The sequence below is a fragment of the Geminicoccus sp. genome (genome assembly GCF_035556675.1).
Taxonomy (GTDB): domain Bacteria; phylum Pseudomonadota; class Alphaproteobacteria; order Geminicoccales; family Geminicoccaceae; genus Geminicoccus.
Genome location: NZ_DATMFZ010000292.1, coordinates 18359 through 39194, shown reverse-complemented (window position 1 = coordinate 39194; position 20836 = coordinate 18359). Strand labels below are relative to the sequence as shown.

Genomic DNA, 20836 nt, shown 5'->3' with positions numbered 1-20836 from the left:
CTTTCTTCGATGCGGTGGCTGGGACGCTCAGATCTGCAGGTGCCGCTTCACGACCTCCCGATCGGTCAGCTCGTGGGCGGCGAGCTCGGCGGTGACGCGGCCCTTGTCCATGACGTAGCAGCGCTGGGTCATGGCCATGATCATGTCGAGATTCTGCTCGACGAACAGGATGGTGGTGCCGAGGTCCCGGTTGATCCTGACCATGATCCGGGAGATCTCGTCGACGATGTTGGGCTGGATGCCCTCGGACGGCTCGTCGAGGAGGAGCAGGTCGGGATTGCCGATCAGCGCCCGGCCGATCGCCAGCTGCTGCTGCTGGCCGCCGCTCATCGTGCCGGCCGCCTGGCGGCGGCGCTCGGCCAGGATCGGGAAATACTCGTAGACCAGCTTGTGCAGCTTGCGCCCGCCCGCCCCGTTGATCATCTCGCCGACCTGGAGGTTCTCCTCCACGGTCATGCGCGGGAAGACCTCGCGGCCCTGCGGGATGTAGCCGATTCCGGCCTGTGCGCGCTTTTCCGCCGGCAGGCCGGTAATGTCGGCGGTGCGCAGGTGGATGCTGCCCTGCCATACCGGCAGCTGGCCGATCAGGCAGCGCATGGCGGTGGTCTTGCCCACCCCGTTGCGGCCGATCACCGCCACGATCTCGCCGCGGCGGATCTGGAAGTCGACGCCCTGGAGGATCGGCGAGGAGCCGTAGCCGGCCCGGACCGAGCGGACGTCGAGCAGGATCTCAGTGGGCATGATGGCCCTTACCCAGATAGATTTCCTGGACGGCTTCGTCGTTCGTGATCGTGTCGATGTCGCCTTGCGCGAACAGCTTGCCGAAATGGAGCACGCTCACCTGCCGGGCGATCTGGCGGACGAAGGCCATGTCGTGCTCGACCACCAGCACGGTCATGCCCTGCCGGTTCAGGTCGAGGATCAGCTCGCCGGTCTTCCAGGTCTCCTCCGGCGACATGCCGGCGGTGGGCTCGTCGAGCAGCAGGAGGGTGGGTGTGACGCCCACCGCCATGGCGATCTCCAGCCACTGCTTCTGCCCGTGCGACAGGTTGCCGGCCAGCTTGCGCGCGTCCGGCGCCAGGTCGACGAAGGCCAGGAGGCGGTCGACCTCGCGGCGCAGCGCGGCCCCGCTGAAATGGGACTGCAGCGCGATGGTCAGGTTCTGCCAGACCGGCAGCTCCGGGAACACGCCCGGCACCTGCATCTTGACGCTCATGCCGCGGTTGATGCGCTGGGCGGCGACCAGACGGGTGATGTCCTCGCCCTTGAAGTGGACGGTGCCGGCGGTGGGCGGGTAGCGACCCAGGATCAGCTTGAAGAAGGTGCTCTTGCCCGCACCGTTCGGGCCGATCAGGCAGTGCAGCTCGCCCGCCTCGATGGCCAGCGACAGGCCGTCCACCGCTTTCAGGCCACCGAAGCGCTTCTCCAGGCCCTTGGCTTCCAGGAGTGTCGTCATTCGGCGGCACTCCCGACCGGGGCGGGCGCCGTGGTCACGGCGGTCCGCTCCCGGCGACGCTCGACCAGGCGCTGCCAGTGCTCGAACAGCCAGACGAGATAGCCGCCGGGCGTGAACAGGATGGTCACCAGCAAGAGCGCGCCGATGAAGATCAGGGCGTATTGCTGGCTGACCACGATCAGGCTCTGGAACAGCCAGAGCACCAGGAACGTGCCGATCAGGGTCGCGGTCAGGTCCTTGCGGCCGCCCACCGCCACCCAGATGATCGGCATGGCCGCGGCCGGCAGCGCCATCGAGGCCGGCGCGATGAACTGGCCCCAGGCGGTGTAGAGGGCGCCGCTGAGACCGGCCAGCGTGCTGCCGATCACGAAGGCGATCAGCTGGTAGCGGCGGATGTCGTAGCCCAAAAGCTCGGCGCGGTCCGGGTTCTCGCGGATCGCCACCAGCACGTTGCCGAAGCGCGAGTTCACCAGGATACGCAGGCCCAGATAGGTGAGCACCAAGAGGGCCAGGACCAGGAAGTAGAAGGCGGTGCCTTCGAAATAGAGCTTGCCGTCCACCCAGGGGATCGAGAGCGGCGGGATCCGCGTCATGCCGTTATAGCCGTTCAGCCGGGCCCGGCCGATCCGCCATTCCGCCCCGGCGGTCTGGTTGACGAAGGTGGCGAGCGTGAGGGTGAGGGAGAGCGTCACGATGCCGACGAACACGCCGGTGATCCGCCCGTAGATCATGAAGTAGCCGATCAGCAGGGCGAGCAGCCCCGCCACCACCAGGGCCAGCAGCAGCGCGACCAGGGTCAGGTTCGACTGCTGGCCGAAATTGATGGCGATCACGCCGTAGCCGTAGCCGGCGAGGCCGAAGAACGCGGTCTGGCCGAAGCTCAGCATGCCACCATAGCCCCAGATCAGGGACAGACCCAGCGCCATGAAGATCCAGACGGCGAAGTAGGCGACGTTGCCGACCGTGTAGTTGCTGGCGAAGAACGGGAAGACCAGCGCCGCCAGCAGGAGGAGGCCGGCGATGCTCCAGAACGTCCGGCCAGCACCGAAGGTCTGTGGCCCGTTCACGAGCGAGAGCAGTTCCTTCATCGCTTTGTCCTCAGGCGCGGCGGCGGGTCATCCAGCCGGTGAACCCTTCCGGCAGGATGCGGACCACCAGGCAGACGGCGACCAGCAGGCCCATCACGCCATAGACCTGGCCCCAGAAGGCGGTGGCGGTGGCCTTGATCACGGCCAGCGCAATGGCGGCGGGCGGGGTGCCCACCAGCACGTCGGCACCACCGGCGACCACGGTGACGAATGCCTCGATCACGAAGCTGGAGCCGATCATGGGGCTCAGCGTCATGGTCGGCGCGTAGAGCCCGCCGGCGAGACCAGCCAGGGCCGCACCCAGGCCGAAGGTCGCGGCATAGATCCGGTCGACCGGCACGCCCAGCGAGCGGGCCATCGCGGCGTTCTGCATGGTGGCGCGGGCATGGACCCCGAACCGGGTCTTCATGAAGACCAGATAGAGGCCGGCCAGCATCAGGACGGCCACCACCACCAGCACCAGCCGGTAGACGGAAAAGGAGCCGCCGGCGAAGGCGACGCTGCCGAACGGCGTGCCGACGCCGGGCGCGCCCGAGCCGAACAGCAACAGGGCACCCTGGGTCATCATCAGGCTGATGCCCCAGGTCGCGACCAGGGAATCGATCGGACGGTGGTAGAAGCGGCGCACGATCGTGCGCTCGATCACCACCCCGAACAGGCCGGCGACCACGGCACCCAGCAGCATGCCGACGATCAGCGGCGCGCCGGCCTGATAGGAATAGGTCGTCACATAGGCGCCCACGGCGATGAACTCGCCATGGGCCATGTTGATGATCCCCATCATGCCGAAGATGATCGCTAGGCCGGCTGCCGCCAGCACCAGGAACGCGAACACGTCGGCGACCTGATAGAGATAGGAGATGGTCTGCAGCATCCGCCCTGCCCTGTCGGTGGCTGATCGGGGCGCGGGCCCGGTGGCGAAACCGGGCCCGCGTCGGTTCACTGCGGCTCGGGCAGGTAGCTCGGCGTGTACTGGTCCTTGGGATCGTACTGGGTCAGGTCGCAGCCGACCTCGCCCAGCCAGTAGGGCTCGACCTTGTCCCAGGAGCGCTCGACCGTGACGTTGTGCTCGGCATCCACCGAGACCTGCCACATCCGGTGGCTGACATGCTGCGACTTGGGGTCGATGCAGATCTGGCCTTCCGGCGCGTCGATGCAGGCCTGGCCGGTCGCGATCTGCTCGCGCAGGTCGGCCAGCTCGGTCGAGCCATCGGCCATCTCGACCAGCTTCTTGTAGAGATAGACCGCGGCATAGGCGTTCTGGCCCATGTCGTTGATGTAGGTCTCCTCGGGGAACTTGGCGCGCCAGCGTTCCTTGAAGGCGTCCGCCTCGGGCGAGCTCACCTCCTCGAACCAGTTCATCGCGACGTGCATGTTCTCCATGGCCGGCGGCTTGAAGCGCTTGTGCTCGAAGCCGAGCCCGATGGTGATCGACGAGCCCATCGGGATCTTCAGGCCGGCGGCGGGTGCCTGCTCGTAGAACGAGGCCTGCGAGTTGCCGACCACCAGCGTCATCAGCCAGTCGGGCTTGGCCTGCTGGATGTTCTGGATGGTCTGGCCGAACTGGGAGACGCCCAGCGGGATCATCTCCTCGCCGACGATCTCGCCGCCATTGTCCTCGACCAGCTTGCGGGTCCATTCGGCCGAGATCTGGCCGAAATTATAGTCGGCGGCGATCGTGTAGACCCGCTTGCCGTACTTCTCCATCATCCAGGGGATCAGGGTCGAGAACTGCTGCTCGGGCAGGCCGCCCGTGCCGATCATGTTGCCGTCGCACACCCCGCCTTCATACTGGTTGGTGTAGAAGTAGGGGATGTCGGTGCGATCGATGATCGGGCGGACCGCCTCGCGCGACGCACTGGTGGCGCCGGCGAACAGCACGTCGATCTCGTCGCTGTCGATCAGGCGACGGGTGAACTCCTGGAACTTGGCATTGTCGAACTGCGGGTCGTAGGCGATCAGCTCGAGCTGACGCCCGGCAATGCCGCCGGCCGCGTTGATCTCCTCCACGGCGAGCTGCGTGCCGCGGACCTTGGGCAGCGTGGTGATCGCGATCTCGCCGGACTGGTCCTCCAGCAGACCGATCTTGATCGGGTCGCTGTCGTCGGCGGCGGCGGGAAGAGCGGTGAACATGGCGGCAGTCGCCAACAGCATCCGGACGCTTGGGCGCATTCTGAGCGTTCCTCCGCAACGGGGCGAGAACGGTCACGCAAGCGCCGTGCCAACCGGCGCCCTCCGGCAAAAAAGGCCGCCCCCAGCCGGGACGGTTTCGGCTGGGGGCGGTGTCGATGCAGCGGAGCTCAGTAATTGATACTGAATTAATCAGTGGTCAGACCGGCGGGTGCTTGGTGTGCCAGTCGGTCGCCTGCTGGAAGGCATGGCCGGCGCAGAGCAGCACGTCCTCGGACAGATGCGGGCCGACCAGCTGGAAGGCCACCGGGATGCCGTGGTCGGAGAAGCCGCAAGGCAAGGTGATGGTGGGGCTGCCGCTCATGTCGAAGGGAGCAGTGTACTTCAGCAGGGTGGTCAGCTCCTTGGGATCGCTGAGCGCCAGACGCTCCAGGCTCGGGCCGGCCAGGAACAGGCCCGGCACCAGGACCAGGTCGACCTGGCGGAAGACCCGGGCGAGCCGGCCCTTGAACTTGTCGCGCTCCACCGCGATCTCCGCGATCCGCTGCGGGCTGACGCCGCGGCCGATCTCGATCAGGCCGGTGAGCGCCGGGCCGTACTCGTCCCGGCGGGCGGGATAGGTCTCGGCGTGGACCAGCGCGGTCTCGTAGCCGCAGAACTCGACCCAGCTCTCCAGGACCGCCGTGCTGTCCGGGAAGTCGATGTCCACCAGGATGGCGCCGATCGAGCGGAGCACCTCGGCGGCGGCATCGGTGAGCTCGGTGACCTTGTCCTCCACCCCGGTCGTGTTGAAGCGCCGGTCGATGCCGATGCGCAGCCCGCGCGCGCCGAACACGCCGGCCGCCTGGACCTTGCCCAGATAGTCCGGCACCGGGGCCAGCAGCGTGGTGGGATCGTTGTCGTCCTCGCCGGCGATCGCCTGGAGCATGGCGGCGGCATCGGCGGCACAGCGGGTCATGGGCCCCAGATGATCCAGCGATTCCGACAGGATGAAGGCGCCGTGGCGGCTGACCCGGCCCCAGGTCGGCTTCAGGCCGGTGAGGTTGTTCATGAGCGAAGGAAAGCGGATCGAGCCGCCCGTGTCCGAGCCGATCGCGCCGTAGCAGAGCCCAGCCGCCGTAGCCACGCCCGAGCCCGAGGACGAGGCGCCGGCCCAGTGGGCGCTGCCCCAGGGATTGCGCGGTGCCGTCACCGAGGGGTGATGCTCGGAATAGGCGCCCTCGGTCATCTGGAGCTTGCCCATCGTCACCGCCCCTGCAGTGGCGAGCCTGGCCGTGACCGTGCCGTCCTCCTCCGGCACGTATTCGGCATGGATCGCCATGCCGCCCGAGGTGCGGATGCCCTTGGTGTAGCACAGATCCTTCAGCCCGATCGGCACGCCGTGCAGCGGGCCCCGGTAGCGCCCGGACATGATCTCGGCCTCGGCCTGGCCGGCCTGCTCCATCGCCAGCTCAGGCGTGACGAGCGCGAACGCGTGCAGCTTCGGATCGACCGCCTCGATACGGTCCAGGATCGCCCGGGTGACCTCGCACGGTGAGACCTGCCTGGTGCGGATCAGCTCCGCCACGTCGACGAGGTGGGCATAGACGAGTTGGCTTGGCTCCATGACGGCGTGTCCTTCCTACAGTTGAGGGCGCTATCTCGGGCGCGGGTCCGCCAGAGCAGATCCCCTTGCCAGGGCCATTTCCCGATCGCCCGGCGACACTGTCCAGGAAGTTCCACAGAAATCCACCACTCTCCGGCCGGCTCGCGTTCCGCCAGCTCGCCCGGGGAGGGTAGGATCCTGGACGTTGCCGGCCCGGCAGAGGCCGAGGGGAAGGGCGATGGCACTGCAGCTCGTGCGGGTGACCACGGCACCGGAAAATGGGGCGCGGCGCGCACTGGCGCGGCTGTGGCGCTTTGGCTGGTGCTGCTTCGATCGAACGGTCCAGCGTCGGGCCCTGGCCGGGCTCACCGATCAGGAACTGCTCGATATCGGCGTTTCCCGGCGCGCTGCCCGTCAGGAGGCAGCCAAGCCGTTCTGGCAGGCCTGAGCCTCAGACACCGGAGCCGCGACCGTTGCGCATGATCCAGGCTTGGTCCAGCAGCTCGACAACTGCACGGAAGTCGGCCGACATGATCTGGTCGATGCCGGGCCGCAGCGTGCCGGTCAGGAACTGGCGCATGCGCCGGTCGGCCTCGTCCGGATCGTCCAGGACCAGGCCCAGCCCCTCCAGATCAGCGGCGACGGACGCTTCGGCGGGCAGATAGGCCTCGGGTATGGCCGGGCCCGGGCTGGCGTCGGGCAGGCGGACCATCAGGATCCGGGTCACGGATGGGACGCGCTCCGGCCCCAGGATCGTGGTGCCGCACATCAGCCCGCCCAGCACGCTGACCGGCGGCGATGGGGCGAACAGGACATGGAGGAGCTGGGCACCGCCTTGCGGATCGCGCAGGTCCAGCTGGAGCGCATGCGGTGCCAGGGTGACGGTGCCCTCGGTCAGGAGCTGGCCGTGCGGCAGCACTTCGACGTAGGCAGCGCGCGGCTGGGAGCCGGACGCGGGCAGGGTGATGCTGAGGCAGCCGCGGATGAGCCGGCCGGCGAAGTAGGGCGACCAGGCATGCGAGTAGCAGGCATATTCACCCAGCAATTCCTGCACCCCTTCCGGACGGTCACGCTGGCTGGTGCCGCGAAAGGCGTCGGCGCGGCGCAGCATGGTCGCGCGATCGGCATCACTCCGGGCACAGACGGCGTCCAGGAAGGCCTCTACGCTGCACTCGGCGATCCAGGCACCCGGCCGCGCCAGGCCCAGGAGCCTGGACCAGTCCTCGTAGAGCGCCATCTCGCGCGGCTTGGAGCGGCCCTGCAACCATTTGTGCGCCCGCTCCAGATCGAACGACGTCGACGGGTTCACCCGGCGGAAGGCCAAGGCCAGATCCTTGCGGGTGATGGCACCCAGCGCTGCGGCGGTCAGCGACAGCTTGACGTCTATGGCGTGGCCAACCGTTCTCGCCATGTTCTGCCAGGACCAGGGGTGAGATCAGTCTAGTATCGGGCTGCTGCCTTACAGGATCCCGGGCCTGCCAGCCACTGGCTGCTGCGGCATATCCGTACGCGCGGCGACGGGGTGAGCTCGCAGGCGTGCTACTGCTGACGCGGTCGCTGGCCTGCGAACATGCCGGATGCGCGGCGGACACAGTGACGAGCTGCCGCCCAGGCGGCCATTATGCGAGATGCCGGGACTGGCCTCAACCCGGACCGGCCGACCGATCGCCGGGAGCCGAGCCGCAGCTCAGCAGCGCGTCGGTCCGGCTTTGCCGGATGTGCCAAGGAAGGGCCGGGAGCTTCTGGCGCCCTGAGGGGGAGACGCCCGGCTTTCGGGCGATGTTCGCCGGTTTGCCCAGGACGAGCCGGTCAGCATGGTCGCCACCAACGATCAGCCGCGGAAAGGGAAGGATGCCCGTCCTGCTGCGTGTGCCGATTCTGGAGCAGTGGCGCCAGGACCGAGGCTGCCGCTCACTCCTCGGAACTCGCCAGCACCCGGGCCAGGCTGCAGATCGCTTCCTGGTGGCGGCGGCTGGGCACGGCGATGAAGTTGCGGGCGAGTTCCAGCAGCATGCGCTGCTGGGGCGGCGGGTTGGTCCCCGCGCTATGGGTCACGCCCTCGAAGAAGAAGCCCACCTCCACGCCTAGCACCTGCGCGATCTGGTAGAGCCGGCCGGCGGCGATGCGGTTGACGCCCTTCTCGTATTTGTGGGCCTGCTGGTAGGTGACGCCGATGATGTCGGCCATCTGCTGCTGGGTCAGGCCCAACATGGTGCGGCGTGCCCGGATGCGGTTGCCCACGAACTTGTCGATGTCCTGGGCTCGGGAGCGTCCGGCCCCCTTCGCTCCCTGCAGCTTCAGCTTGACGCTCATCCTGCTCGTCTCCGCTCAGATCCGACCAACCACCCGTCGCGGTTGCGTCTGCAAGCAACCATAAGGCGTAGAGGTTAATGATCCGTTCACGCTGACCGGTGGCCCCACGCGCTCCGGTCGCGCTTGCCATCCAGGTGCTGGGACGGCAGATGCTGGCGCAGCCTGGAGGGTTCGGAATGAGCATGAGCGAGCGGATCCGGCTGGCGCTGGCGTCGCTGGAACCGGTGGTCGTCGAGGTGGCGGACCGTTCGGCCGGCCATCGCGGCCATGCCGGCTGGCGGGAAGGTGGCGAGACCCATTTCGAGGTCCTGGTGGTGTCGCCGCGCTTTCGGGGCCAGAGCCGGATCGCGCGCCATCGTCTCGTGCACGAGCTGGTGGCTGACCTCATGGCCGAGCGGATCCACGCCCTGGCGCTGCGCACGCTTACGCCCGAGGAAGCCGCGGGCAGCTGAGTGCTTGCCCCTGGCAGCTTGCCGCATACCGCGCGGGGGCGCTGAGGTGGCGGACGGCGCCGTCGCCAAGCACGGTACCGGGCCTGCCGGTGCCACCCGCCGACCATGCCCCGACCACAACCGTGGTCCGGCATCTGGGTGGCTTTCACGGCCGTGGCATCGCGCTCGTGGTGCTGGGTTTCAGTGCTGGCGGAGCCAGCCTGCCGTTTCTCACCGTGCAGCTGCAGGACGCGCTCGGCCGGCGCCTGGTCTGGGCGGTGGCGGGCGTGCTGCTCCTGCCGCTGGCCGCTGGCCGCTGGCTGCTCGGCAGCGGCGACCAAGTGGCCGTGATGTACGAGTTCATGGCGCTGGCAGCGCTCACCGTGGGCGCCTATGCCACGGTCACCATCTCGGCGTAGGCCGAGCTGTACGGGCTGGGCACGCTGGACAACGTGCGTGCACTTGCCACGTCGGAGGCCATCCTGGCCGCGGCCGCGGCACCGGACGTCTTCCTGCTCCTGCTTCCTGCTCCTAGATGCCAGGGTGCTCTTCCTGGCTATTTTGCAGGGATGCGCGGCCTTCGGCGTGGCGGCCTGCGTGGTTCTCGCCGCCAAGCCTGATGCGGTTTTGCCACAGTTCCTGTGGCCCACTTACCCGATTGCCTCGCCTGTAAGGAGACCCTACGGGAAGGTTCGGCCGCAAGGGCTTGAATTGACTGCATTGTGCAGCAGTCGCCTGCGGCCCTGCCCTCAGCCTCGTCTCGTCCGGGGGGACCCTTGCTCGATACTGCGCCGCGCGCGAAGCTGACGCGCCGCTCCTGGCTGGGCGTCTGTCTCGCCGCTCCGATCGTCGCCGCCACCACCAGCCTGCCCGCCCCTGCGCTCGCCCGCAGCAAGGCCAAGGGCATCGAGCGGGTCCTGTCGTTCCATCACCAGAACACCGGCGAGTCGCTGACTGTGGCCTACAAGGCGGATGGCCGGCTGATCCCGGAGAACCTCCTGCGCATCGACCATCTGCTGCGCGACTGGCGCAGCAACGAGGTCAAGCACATCGACCCGGACCTGCTCGACCTGCTCTGGGACCTGCAGCGCAAGCTGGAGGTGGAGGAGCGGATCAGCGTCCTGTCCGGCTACCGCACGCCTGCGACCAACGCGATGCTGCGCCGGCGCCGGCGCGGTGTGGCGAGCAACAGCTTCCACATGAAGGGCCAGGCGATCGACCTGCGGATCGCCGGCCGCAGCACCAAGCAGATCCGCAACGCCGCCGTCGCCCTCAACCGCGGCGGCGTGGGCTTCTACCCGACCAGCGGCTTCGTCCATGTCGACACCGGTGCGCCGCGCACCTGGCGGGGCGTCTGACGGGTCAGGTCAAAGCGGGTACCGCTTTGCCGCCTCGTGATCGAGGGCGGCGGCGTCGCGACCACAGCCACTGCATGAACGGCGGCAGCCTGCCGTCCGGCGGTCGCCACGGCCGTCGCGTTGCGGCATGCTCCAGGCCGTAGCCACCCCAGCCGGCCGGCTGCTCCTCCGGATCGCGGGAAGTCGCTGATGGGTCCTTATGCCGCGGTGGTCGCGGTCGTCTGCGGGGCGACGCTCCTGCAGTTCGCCAACGCGCTGTTCGCGATCCTGCTGCCGGTGCGGCTGACCCTGGCCCAGGCGTCCCCGGTGATGGTCGGCCTGATCGGCACGGCCTATGGCGCCGGCTTCCTGTTCGGCTGTGCGCTCGGCCCGCGGCTGGTGCGGCGCGTGGGCCATATCCGGGCGTTCGCGGCACTGGCCGCCGCCTGCGCGCTGGTGGCCATGGCGTTCGACGCCACTTCCTCGCCCTGGCTGTGGATCCTCCTGCGCTTCTTGATGGGCGGCGTGCTGGCCGCCCTGTTCGTGGTGGTGGAAGCATGGCTCGCCGCCGCCACGCCCAGGGCTTCGCGCGGCGGGGTGATCGCCTTCTACCTGGTGGCGATCAAGGCCGGGGTGATCCTGGCCCAGACCTGGTTCGCCTTCGGTGACCCGGAGGCCGGCTTCTGGATCGCCCTGGCGGTCGCCGGCTTCATCGCGGCCCTCATCCCGATCACGCTGACCCGGACCCGCGAGCCGCCCACGCCCACCGAGTTCGGCTTCCGGCTGCGCGAGCTCTGGCAGACGGCGCCAGCGGCGGTGGTGGGGGTGATGGGTGCCGGGCTGATCAATGGTGCTGTGCCGGCGCTCCTGCCGGTCTGGGGCGACACGATCGGCATCGGGGTGAGCCTGCCGGTGGTGCTGCTCTCGGCGATGCAGCTGGGCTCGCTCGTGGTGCAGTGGCCGCTCGGCCGCCTGTCCGACCGGATCGACCGGCGCTGGGTGATCGTCGCCTGCCTGGCCGGCGTGGCGGCGGTCTCGGCCCTGCTGGGGCTGGCCCCGCCTGCCGGCCGGGTGCCGCTGCTCGTGGTGTTCGTGCTGTTCGGCGGGGTGGCGCTCAGCTTCTACGGGATCTGCGCCGCGCATGCCGCCGACCATGTCGCGGTGGCCGGCGGGATGACCCGGCTGGCCTCGGGCATGCTGTTCATCTGGGCGATCGGTGCCGCGATCGGCCCGGTCGTGGCGGCGCGGCTGATGGAGATGGTGGGCCCTGCGGGCCTGTTCCTGTTCTGCGGCACGGTGACGGGGGCGGTCGCTGCCTTCGTGCTGTTCCGCATGACCCGCCGCTCGCCGGTGCCACCGGTGCATCGGCCGGGCTTCGTCAACCTGCCCGCCACCTCCCCCTCCATCGGCCAGATCGACCCGCGCTCCCGCTGACGTGCCGCCTTTGGCCGTGTAGGCTCATCCCGCGGCCAACCAGGGGATGAGGACGGATGATCGGGCGGCGCGGCCTCGTATCGGGCATGGCGGGCACGGCGGCGGGTATCGGGATGCTGGCCCCGCCCAGGCCGGCACGGGCGCAGGAACTGCCGGAGCTGCACTGGCGGCTCGTGTCCAACTTCCCGAAATCGCTGGACACGATCTATGGCACGGCCGTGGAGTTCGCCCGGGCGGTGGGCGAGCTCAGCGAGGGCCGGTTCCGCATCGACGTATTCGCCGCCGGCGAGATCGTGCCGGGCCTGCAGGTGCTGGACGCGGTGCAGAACGGCACGGTCGAGATGGGCCACGGTCCCACCTATTTCTATTCCGGCAAGGACCCGACCTTCACCCTGTTCACCGGCCTCCCCTTCGGCCTGAACACGCGCATGCAGAATGCCTGGATGTACCAGGGCGGCGGCGGGGAGCTGCTCAACCAGTTCCTCGAGAAATACAACGCCTACGCCCTGCCCGCCGGCAACTCGGGCTGCCAGATGGGCGGCTGGTTCCGCAAGGAACTGAAGACGGTCGAGGACCTGAAGGGCCTGAAGTTCCGCATTCCGGGCATGGCCGGGCAGATCTGGCAGCGCCTGGGTGCGGTGCCGCAGCAGATCTCGCCGGGCGACATCTTCCCGGCGCTGGAAAAGGGCACGATCGACGCCGCCGAGTTCGTCGGCCCCTACGATGACGAGAAGCTCAGCCTCTACAAGGTCGCGAAATACTACTACTATCCGGGCTGGTGGGAAGGCGGCGCGCTTGCCTGCACGCTGGTCAACCTGAAGAACTGGCAGGAACTGCCCGAGTATTACCGCTCGATCATCACCTATGCCTCGGCCTATGCGAACGGCTGGATGACCGCCAAATATGACGCGGTGAATCCGGGCGCGCTCAAGCGGCTGGTCGCCGCCGGCACGGTGCTGCGGCCGTTCCCGCAGGAGATCCTGGTGGCCTCCTGGGTACAGGCGCAGCAGCTCTATGCCGAGCTCCGCGACCAGAGCGAGGACTTCCGCAGGATCTATGACCATCTCGTGGCGTTCCGCGACGATCAGTATCTTTGGTGGCAGGTGGCGGAGTTCGGCTACGATGCCTTCATGGTCCGGCAGCGGCGCGGCGGCTGAGGCCTGCTGGGGTCGCACGACGGATAATCGCCGGGCGCCTGGCGTAAGGAGCGGCGCACCGGTCGATCGCGATGCGTTCGAAGCGATCTGCGGCGATGGCGGACGGGCTGGGGTGGACCGGGCCCGTAGTCCTGGGCACTGCGCTGCTGGGCCTGGGAGCGCTCTCGATCCTGAAGGGCGCGAACCTGACCATCGTGCCCGAGAGCCTGTATCTGTACTACACGGACTACCGGTTCGGCTTCGTCCGGCGCGGGCTGATCGGGCAGGTCTTCGCCCCGCTCCTGGACCGGCTGCCCCGGCATCTGCACGAGCCGCTGATCCTCGCCTGGCATCTTGCTACCCTCGTCCTCCTGCTCGTGCTGCTGACGGCCTGGGCGGCACGGATCGCCGCACGCACCGGGCGGGACATGCGCTTGATGGCGCTCCTCCTGTTCGTCTCACCCTTCCTGGGGTCACTCGCCTTCTTCACCGGCGGGCCGGATGTCCTGATCTGCCTGCTGACGCTGGCGGCCGTGGTGGCCCTGCGCCGGGGCCGGCCCATCATCGCCTGGCTGGCCTTCCTGGCCGGGATGCTGGCCCACCAGCTCATGATCTTCACCGCCTTGCCGCTGATGCTGTTCACCAGCCTGGCAGCACCACGGTACCGGCGCATGTCGTTTGCCGGCAGTCTCGCCCTGGGCCTCGTCGCCTGCCTGGTGGTCGTGCTGGCTCCACCAGCGGATGAGCGGCTGATTGACCGCTTCATCACGAACGGCATCCCGCCGGACACGGCCCGCCTGATCCATGACTTGCAGCTCGATCAGGATGTCGCCGGCATGTCCCGGCGCATGGTTGGACTGTGGGCCAACTTCCCGATGCAGGGGATGATCGCGGTCGCTTACGGCGGCGCGGCCGGCATCGTCATCCTGGCGTACGGCCTGGTCACCTTCCGCGCGGCGCTGCCAGCGCTGGTTCCAGCCTCCCCGCGCCTTCCCGGCATAGCGGGCCGGGTTCTCGCCGGTCTGCTGGCGCTGGGTGCAGGCCTGGCCCCGCTCCTGGCGCTGGCGCTTGCCTGGGATGTGTCGCGCCTGGCCTCCCTTTGCCCCTTCACCGCGTTTCTGGCGGTCGCCGTGCTGGCCGGCCAGAGCCCGGCGCAGCCACCCCCGGCAGGTCCCTGGCCGGCAGCATCCGCCTGCGGCGTCCTGCTGGTCCTGTTCCTCTGCATGCCATTCCTCGGCCTCTGGTTCGAGGGCGTGAAGCTCAACCAGGTCCGGCCGCTGATTCCTCCCGCGAGCCTGAGCGTCGCCCCATGGAACTGGGTGGTGCAGGGGGTAGAAGCCGTCTACCGCTCGCCGGCGGCCCCTTCAGCTTTTCGGGCGCCTCCATAGCGCCGCGAGCGCAAACAGACCGCAACCGATCGCGATGGCGAACGGCAGGCCGAGGGTCGGGCTCAGGCTCATGGCGGCACCGGCCGCCGTGGGGCCGACCAGGGCACCCAGGCCCCAGGCCAGGCTCATGACCGCATAGATCCCCACCAGGTCGCTGCCGGTGAAGCGGCTGCCGACGATCGTCAGCATCACCGTGTAGATTCCGACGAACAGGCCGCCCCAGACGAACACGAAGCCGTAGGCGAGCCAGGGCAGAGCGAGCGTCCAGGGCCAGAACAATGCGCCGAGCGTGGCCAGGGCCGCCAGCACGATCGTCAGACGCTCGCGGTCGAACCGGTCGATCAGCCAGCCGATCGGCAGCTGCAGGACGATGGCGCCCACCATCAGGGTGGTGATCAGCTGGAGCCCGGCCTGCTCGCTCCAGCCCAGATTGGCGGCATACAGCGGTACGAAGGACAGGCCGGCTGTTTCCACCGCGGCATTGAGGAAGGTGGCTCCGATCGCGATCGGAGCGAGCCGGACGAAGCGCATCGGGTGGCCGGGCTCGTCCTCCACCGGCGGCGGCGACTTGGCGAACGGCAGAACCAGCGGCAGCAGGGCGACCAGCGGGATCACCGCGCCGATCAGATAGGCCTCGCTGCCGGTGCCGGCGACCGCCAGAATGGCGGGACCACCGGCAAAGCCCAGCGACATGGCGGCGGTATAGACCGCCATCACCCGGCCGCGGATCGATTCGGTGCTGAGCGCCGCCGTCCAGGTCTCGGTCAGGACGAACAGGATCTCCGCAGCCACGCCCAGCAGGATGCGCAGGGGGAACCACAGCCAGACCGTCGGCATCGCTGGGAACAGGCAGAGCAGCACGGCACTTGCCAGGAGCGCTGCCAGCACCAGGTTGCGCGTGCCGAACCGGCGGGTCAGGCGGGGCAGCACCGGTGCCACCAGGAGAACGCCCACGGCGTGCATCGTGGCATTCAGGCCGATGACGAACTCGCCATGACCGAGCTCGGCCAGGTCTCCGGCGATCAGGGGCGCGGTCAGGCCATAGACCAGGCCGAAGATCGATGCGGCGAGGATGACCGCGCCGATCCCGATCAGCGTCAGCCGGCCGAGGCCGTCCGCCGGCCGTTCGATGCCGCGGCTGCTCACGCGACGGCCCTGCTGCGCTGCTGGCGCCGCTTCAGGAGCTGCCGGTGCCGCCAGTTGGTGCGCATGGCCCTCAGCATGCCATGCAGGCTGACCGGCGGCGGATCCTCCAGGGCCCGGAGGCTGCGTGCGTAGTCCAGGACGAAGCCGGGCGTCCAGGCCATGGCCTCGGCATGCTTGCGCACGATGGCCGCGGCCCAGAACTCGGTGCTGAACAGGATGCGCAGCACGTGGCCGAAGCCGCGTCCCGACTTCGCGAGCGTGCCCTCCAGCGCGATCTCGAGGGAATGCGCCACCACGCTCGAGCAGTTCCGGTTGGTCAGGTTGTAGGTGTCGACTTGCCGGTACATCTCCCAGAAGCGCCGCACCCGCTCGCCGTCGAACCGGCGGAAGCGGATCTTCACGGTGGATTCGCACCACTCGGCCGCCTCTTCCCGGTAACTCGGCTGGAACCGGCCGGGCATGTCGTTCTCGCTGGTCGCGCGCAGCATCTGGGCGAAATCGGTGGGGGAGTGGTCGACCTCCACGCCCGGATAGTGGCTGATATAGATGTCGGGCGGCAGCTCCAAGGCGGCATGGCCGGTGGAGATCACGCCCTTCTTGTCGACCGCGGCGATGTAGCGGTCGATCAGCGGACGGCGCACCGGATCATTCGTGGTGCCGGTGGCGGTCCAGACATGGACGGTCAGCACATCGCCGGATGGGCGGTCCTCCCGCTGCCGTTCCAGCTCGACCTGGCTGCTGCGCAGGAAGTGGCCCCGCGCATAGAGCATGCCGAGCGAGGCGTGCGGCGGCAGCCGGTACAGCCGCCAGGCAAGCAGGAGGGCCGAACGACCGGTCAGCGCCAGGGCGATCCCGATGCAGCCGGGCACGGTGCCCGCATACCAGGTCGGGTAGGGTTCCAGCACGAAGACGCCGAACAGGAACTCTAAGACGCCTCCCGCCAGGGCCAGGCGCCAGCCGGGAAAGCGCACGACCCAGGCCGACGCGATCCGGAACCCGCCATCGACCAGCAGGAACAGACCGAACACGAGGGCCAGGATGAAATCATGCAGATGCCAGGGGCTGATGATGAGCAGGCCGGCCAGCAGAACCAGCAGGCCACGTGCCAGACGCAGCCCGGGATGCAACGCGATCCGGGTCAGCGCCACCAGGATGCTGAGCGATCCTTCCACTACCAGCAACCAGCCGAACGGGCGAAGCGGGAAGTACAGCACGCCATCGAGTGCATCGAGGAAGATGGAGACGCCGGCTATCAGCCAGATCAGGCCCAGTGCCATGGCCGAGACCCAGTGCTGCCGCAGGGCCTCGGTTCCGAGCAGTAATAGTAGCAGGCGCATCATTATTCTCCGGAGTTTCCGGCAATCTATTCAGAAGCCTGTATCGAACGTGAATTCCAGGCTCATCCCCAGGATGTTCTGATCCTTGGAGCCGATCGTCTGCACGATGGGACTATCGGCGGCGTCTCCGACCAGTCGACCATAGGCGTCATAGAGGGTGACCGTCCAACGCGGTGACAGCGCGTAGCTGACGGCCAGGGTCATCCCGACCGAGCTGAAGCCGGCATCCACGTCATGGGCAGGCAGGCCGCTGTTCGCCTCGGCAGCCGGCGAGATGCCGAACCGGTCCCGCATGAACGCAGCGTTGCCCCAGACGGCCCGGGGCCCGCCCGAGAAGGTCCAGGGACCGTGCTGCTCGACCCAATCGGCGAAGAAGCTGGCCTGGAGGCCGGCACCGGAACGCAGGCCCTGCAGGAGTTCGATCCGGCCACGCAGCCGATCCGCCACCGGCCAGGCTTCGGCATAGAGGCCGGCGACAAAAGTGGCTGGATAGTTGTCGAGGCCGCTCAGGCGGGCGTCATCGCCGGCCGACCGGCCAGGCTGGTAGTCGCCGACCGGCCCCAGGTTGAGCCAGCCATTGTCGAACAGCGGCAGCTCGTAGCCGTCGTCGGGCGCCCCAAAGGTCGGCCCGTCCTCGGCCCGGTACAACTCCAGATCGGACAGGACCGGCGTGAAGCCCCGGGAGCGGGCACCTGGATAGTCGGGGCCATACTCGAGAGAACCGCCGATCCGCATCATCCATGTCGGGCCGTCCGGCTCGGTGGCCGTAGCAGTGGCCGGCAGAGCGACGACGAACCCGATCTGGCAAAGCGCCGCCCACGCTCTGCTCACCAGCATGCCTCACCACCACTTGGCCGCTCCAGCCGTCGCGGCGGTGCGGCGCGGCATGGCAGATCTTCCTGAACCTAGCTCAGGATTTCCGGAAACATTCCTGATACGTCAAGAAGGTTTCCGCACAGCCCATCGATTCTCATCCCTTGATCCGGGCGAGCAGGCCGGCGGTCGAGGCGTCGTGGCTGCCGGTCCCGCCGCCGGTCAGCTCCTCCAGGATCGGCAGGGCCAGCTGCTTGCCCAACTCCACGCCCCACTGGTCGAAGCTGTTGACGTTCCAGCAGGCACCCTGGACGAAGATCGCGTGCTCGTAGAGGGCGGTGATGGCGCCCAGCGTGCGGGGGTCCAGCCGGTCGTAGAGGAAGGTGATCGAGGGCCGGTTGCCGGTGAACAGCTTGTGCGGGACGAGCTTCTCCAAAGCTTGGCCAGACAGGCCCTGCCTGGTCAGCTCGGCCCGGACCTCCGCCTCGTTCTTGCCGCGCATCAGGGCCTCGGACTGGGCCAGGCAGTTGGCGATCAGCTTGGCGTGGCCGTCGCCGATCGGGCTGCGGCTGTGCCGGGCCAGCAGGAACTCGCAGGGGATGATGCGGTTGCCCTGGTGGAGGAGCTGGTGGAAGGCGTGCTGGCCGTTGGTGCCGGGCGAGCCCCAGACTACGGGACCCGAGCCGAACACGACCGGCATGCCGTCCAGCATCACGCCCTTGCCGTTGCTCTCCATGTCGACCTGCTGGAGATGCGGAGTGAACAGCTCCAGGCGCTGGTCATAGGGCAACAGCGCCACGGAGGTGCTGCCCATGGCGTCGATCTCCCAGACCCGCAGCAGGCCCAGGAGCATCGGCAGGTTCTCCTGCAGAGGCGCGGTCCGGAAATGGCGGTCCATCCCGTGGGCGCCGTCCAGCAGCTCCTCGAACTTCGCGAAGCCGATCGAGAGCGCGATCGGCAGGCCGATCGCCGACCAGAGCGAGTAGCGGCCACCCACCCAGTCCCAGAAGCCGAACATCTCGTCGGTGGAGATACCGAACGCCGACACCTCCTTGGCGTTGGTGGAGACGGCGACGAAATGGGCACCGACCGCGTCTTCGCCCAGCGCATCGGCGACCCAGGCCCGCGCGGCGCGCGCGTTGGTCATGGTCTCCATGGTCGTGAAGGTCTTGGACGCGATCACGAACAGGGTGGTGGCCGGGTCCAGCCGCGCCAGCACGTCGTGCATGTCGGCGGGATCGACGTTCGCGACGAAGTGGACGCGCAGCTCCGGCGAGCTGTCGGGCGAAAGGGCGCGGACCACCATGCGCGGGCCGAGATCGGAGCCGCCGATGCCGATATTGACCACGTCGGCAAAGCGCTTGCCGGTGGAGCCGGTGCGGCTGCCGTCGCGTACCGCATCGGTGAACTTCCGCATGGCGTCCAGCACGGCCAGCACGTCCGGCATCACGTCCTTGCCGTCCACCAGCACAGGCTCGCCGCTGCGGTTGCGCAGGGCGGTGTGCAGGACGGCCCGGTCCTCGGTGGTGTTGATCTTCTCGCCTTTGAACATGGCGTCGCGGCGCGCCTCGATCCCGGCGGCCTCGGCCAGCGCCATGAGCTTCGGCATGGTCTCGGGCGTGATCCGCGCCTTGGAATAGTCCATCAGGATGCCGCAGGCTTCCGCCGTGAACCGGTCGAACCGGCTTTGGTCCTGCTCGAAGAGCTGGCGGAGGTGCAGCTGCCGCACCTCCCCCGCATGCTGGCGCAGCGCCTCGAATGCCGCCGTCACTCGCTGGTCCATCGCCATCTCCCGTTGCATCCTGGAAACCCGGGGCCGGCCCCGGGCGTCGCCCAAGGCGATGCCGCTTGGCAGGACGCCCGTCCAGTACCAAACCGGCGCCACGCTTCTGCCGCCCGAGGAATCCCCCGCTTGCGCCGCCTCGTTCTCGATACTGCCTGGGTTCTCTCCAGCCGTCTCCTGATGCGTGGGGCCAACGTGCTGGCCCTGGCGCTGCTGGCCCGCGCCCTGCCGGTGGCCGATTTCGGCTTCTACGGCTTCCTGGTGGCGACCACGCTGATCCTGACCGTGGCCCTCGACCTGGGCGTGCGCCAGGCTGGGGCTTATGCAATCGGGCAGCGGGGCGTGCCGGCCGGCGCGGTCGCCAGCACCGCCATGGCGCTCCTGCTCGCCGTGATGCCGCTGGGTGCGGCCGCTACCTGGTATGCCTGCACGCTGGCCGGCTACGAGCTGGGCAGCAGCCTGCTCCTGTGCGCGGCGATGGTGACGCCGCCGCAGGTGGTGATGCGCACCCTGCAGGGGCCGCTGCTCGGGCTGAAGCGGGTGGCGGAGCTGAACGTAGGCGAGCTGGTGGTTCGGGCCGTCCTGCTCGCCCTGACCGTGCCGGCCTTCTTCACCGGCAGGCTCGACCTGGAGAGCGCCCTCCTGATCCTGGTGGCCGCGCAATGGAGTGGTGCGCTGGTCCTGACGGGTCAGCTCCTCTGGCGGCTTCGTCCCCTGCCCCTGCCCTCGCTTGCCCTGGGACGCGACCTAGTGGTGGGCGGCCTGCCGTTCCTGTCCGGGATCATCGGCGTGATGCTGTTCGGCCGGGTCGGCATCTGGGCGGTCACCGCGGTGGGCGATCCGGAGCTGGTGGGCCGCTATGTCGGCACGCTGCGGATGACCGAGATCCTGGCGGAACTCGCGACGGCGGTAGGGGTCGCGGTGTTCGCCCATGGCGTCCAGCAGGACCGGGACGGCCAGGGTGCGCGCGCCACCATCCGGCTGGTGCGCCTCCTGACGCTGGCCATGGCCCTGTTCGCGGTGGTGGTGGGCCTGCTGGCGCCCTATCTGCTGACGCTGCTGCTGGGCGAGACCTATGCCGCGGAGGCGCCGTCGCTGCGGCTGATGCTGCCGGGTGCCGTGCTGGGCTGCCAGGCCAGCATGCTGTTCCCGGGCCTCTCGGCACGCGGCCAGGCCAAGCTCGGCCTGGTGATCTTCGGGCCGGGCACGCTGATCCACGGGCTGCTGGTCTGGTGGCTCACCCCGCTGCATGGCGTGGCGGGCGCTGCGGTCGGCTATACGCTGGGCCAGGCGGTGGTGGCGGTGGCGGTGCTGGTCGCCTGGCACCGGATCTTCGGCACCAGCCTGCGCGACCTGCTCCTGCCGAGCCGGGAGGATGGCAGGAGCCTGCTCCGGCTGGTGCGGCGCTGACCGGGCTTGGCAGTGCCGGGCCCGCCTGACAGGGTCGCGCCCACGCGCG

The 20836-nt window shown here is 68.7% G+C and carries 20 protein-coding genes; 8 read left to right on the top strand and 12 right to left on the bottom strand.

Translation table 11 applies throughout. The annotated features are described in order from the left end of the window. Positions 1-27: 27 nt before the first annotated feature. From VNS22_RS20240 to VNS22_RS20215, 6 genes are all read right to left on the bottom strand, one after another. Positions 28-741, bottom strand: coding sequence for an ABC transporter ATP-binding protein (locus VNS22_RS20240; RefSeq protein WP_325735640.1), 714 nt, complete (start codon positions 739-741; stop codon positions 28-30). After that, complete coding sequence (locus VNS22_RS20235; protein WP_325735638.1) at positions 731-1456, bottom strand: ABC transporter ATP-binding protein; 726 nt, start codon at positions 1454-1456, stop codon at positions 731-733. The genes VNS22_RS20240 and VNS22_RS20235 overlap by 11 nt, the downstream gene beginning before the upstream one ends. Continuing rightward, complete coding sequence (locus tag VNS22_RS20230) at positions 1453-2544, bottom strand: branched-chain amino acid ABC transporter permease (RefSeq protein WP_325735636.1); 1092 nt, start codon at positions 2542-2544, stop codon at positions 1453-1455. The genes VNS22_RS20235 and VNS22_RS20230 overlap by 4 nt, the downstream gene beginning before the upstream one ends. Positions 2545-2554: 10 nt before the next feature. After that, positions 2555-3418, bottom strand: a complete 864-nt coding sequence (locus VNS22_RS20225) for an ABC transporter permease subunit (protein ID WP_325735634.1) — start codon at positions 3416-3418, stop codon at positions 2555-2557. A gap of 65 nt (positions 3419-3483) precedes the next feature. Next, a complete protein-coding gene (locus tag VNS22_RS20220) occupies positions 3484-4716 on the bottom strand; it encodes an urea ABC transporter substrate-binding protein (protein WP_325735632.1) in 1233 nt (410 codons plus the stop codon). Between the two features lie 157 nt (positions 4717-4873). Beyond that, positions 4874-6280, bottom strand: coding sequence for an amidase (locus VNS22_RS20215; RefSeq protein ID WP_325735630.1), 1407 nt, complete (start codon positions 6278-6280; stop codon positions 4874-4876). 217 nt (positions 6281-6497) lie between these two features. On the opposite strand from VNS22_RS20215, the gene VNS22_RS20210 reads away from it, so the two are divergent. Continuing rightward, positions 6498-6707, top strand: a complete 210-nt coding sequence (locus tag VNS22_RS20210) for a hypothetical protein (RefSeq protein WP_325735628.1) — start codon at positions 6498-6500, stop codon at positions 6705-6707. Positions 6708-6710: 3 nt separating this feature from the next. Here the strand turns inward: VNS22_RS20210 and VNS22_RS20205 are convergent, their stop codons facing one another. Then, positions 6711-7670 carry a hypothetical protein gene (locus VNS22_RS20205; protein ID WP_325735626.1) on the bottom strand — a complete coding sequence of 320 codons (960 nt, stop codon included), beginning with the start codon at positions 7668-7670 and terminating at the stop codon, positions 6711-6713. A gap of 500 nt (positions 7671-8170) precedes the next feature. Further along, positions 8171-8572, bottom strand: a complete 402-nt coding sequence (locus tag VNS22_RS20200) for a helix-turn-helix transcriptional regulator (RefSeq protein WP_325735624.1) — start codon at positions 8570-8572, stop codon at positions 8171-8173. A gap of 182 nt (positions 8573-8754) precedes the next feature. On the opposite strand from VNS22_RS20200, the gene VNS22_RS20195 reads away from it, so the two are divergent. The 6 genes from VNS22_RS20195 to VNS22_RS20170 all read left to right on the top strand — a co-directional run bounded on the left by VNS22_RS20195 (position 8755) and on the right by VNS22_RS20170 (position 14298). Then, positions 8755-9024: a BolA family protein gene (locus tag VNS22_RS20195; RefSeq protein ID WP_325735622.1), complete on the top strand. Its 270-nt coding sequence runs from the start codon at positions 8755-8757 to the stop codon at positions 9022-9024. A 122-nt stretch (positions 9025-9146) separates the two neighbouring features. After that, positions 9147-9422, top strand: a complete 276-nt coding sequence (locus tag VNS22_RS20190; protein WP_325735620.1) for a hypothetical protein — start codon at positions 9147-9149, stop codon at positions 9420-9422. Positions 9423-9779: 357 nt separating this feature from the next. Next, entirely contained in the window at positions 9780-10361 is a 582-nt protein-coding gene (locus tag VNS22_RS20185; protein WP_325735618.1) for a YcbK family protein, read from the top strand. A 189-nt stretch (positions 10362-10550) separates the two neighbouring features. Next, positions 10551-11774 (top strand): MFS transporter, encoded by a 1224-nt coding sequence (locus VNS22_RS20180; protein WP_325735616.1) that lies wholly within the window; start codon positions 10551-10553, stop codon positions 11772-11774. Between the two features lie 56 nt (positions 11775-11830). Beyond that, the gene (locus VNS22_RS20175; protein WP_325735615.1) at positions 11831-12931 is read left to right on the top strand and encodes a TRAP transporter substrate-binding protein; all 1101 of its coding nucleotides are present in this window, start codon (positions 11831-11833) and stop codon (positions 12929-12931) included. 95 nt (positions 12932-13026) lie between these two features. After that, positions 13027-14298 (top strand): hypothetical protein, encoded by a 1272-nt coding sequence (locus tag VNS22_RS20170; protein WP_325735614.1) that lies wholly within the window; start codon positions 13027-13029, stop codon positions 14296-14298. On the opposite strand, the gene VNS22_RS20165 is transcribed toward VNS22_RS20170, so the two are convergent. From VNS22_RS20165 to pgi, 4 genes are all read right to left on the bottom strand, one after another. Then, on the bottom strand, positions 14275-15444 hold the full coding sequence (locus VNS22_RS20165; RefSeq protein ID WP_325735612.1) for an MFS transporter: 1170 nt from the start codon (positions 15442-15444) through the stop codon (positions 14275-14277). The two genes, VNS22_RS20170 and VNS22_RS20165, sit on opposite strands and share 24 nt — an antisense overlap. Beyond that, the gene (locus VNS22_RS20160; protein ID WP_325735610.1) at positions 15441-16781 is read right to left on the bottom strand and encodes a hypothetical protein; all 1341 of its coding nucleotides are present in this window, start codon (positions 16779-16781) and stop codon (positions 15441-15443) included. The genes VNS22_RS20165 and VNS22_RS20160 overlap by 4 nt, the downstream gene beginning before the upstream one ends. 30 nt (positions 16782-16811) lie before the next feature. After that, positions 16812-17612, bottom strand: a complete 801-nt coding sequence (locus tag VNS22_RS20155) for a MipA/OmpV family protein (RefSeq protein WP_325735608.1) — start codon at positions 17610-17612, stop codon at positions 16812-16814. Positions 17613-17751: 139 nt separating this feature from the next. Further along, entirely contained in the window at positions 17752-19377 is a 1626-nt protein-coding gene (pgi, locus tag VNS22_RS20150; protein ID WP_325735606.1) for a glucose-6-phosphate isomerase, read from the bottom strand. Between the two features lie 129 nt (positions 19378-19506). Here pgi and VNS22_RS20145 point away from each other — a divergent pair, with 129 nt between their 5' ends. After that, a complete protein-coding gene (locus VNS22_RS20145; RefSeq protein WP_325735604.1) occupies positions 19507-20787 on the top strand; it encodes a lipopolysaccharide biosynthesis protein in 1281 nt (426 codons plus the stop codon). Positions 20788-20836 lie beyond the last annotated feature (49 nt).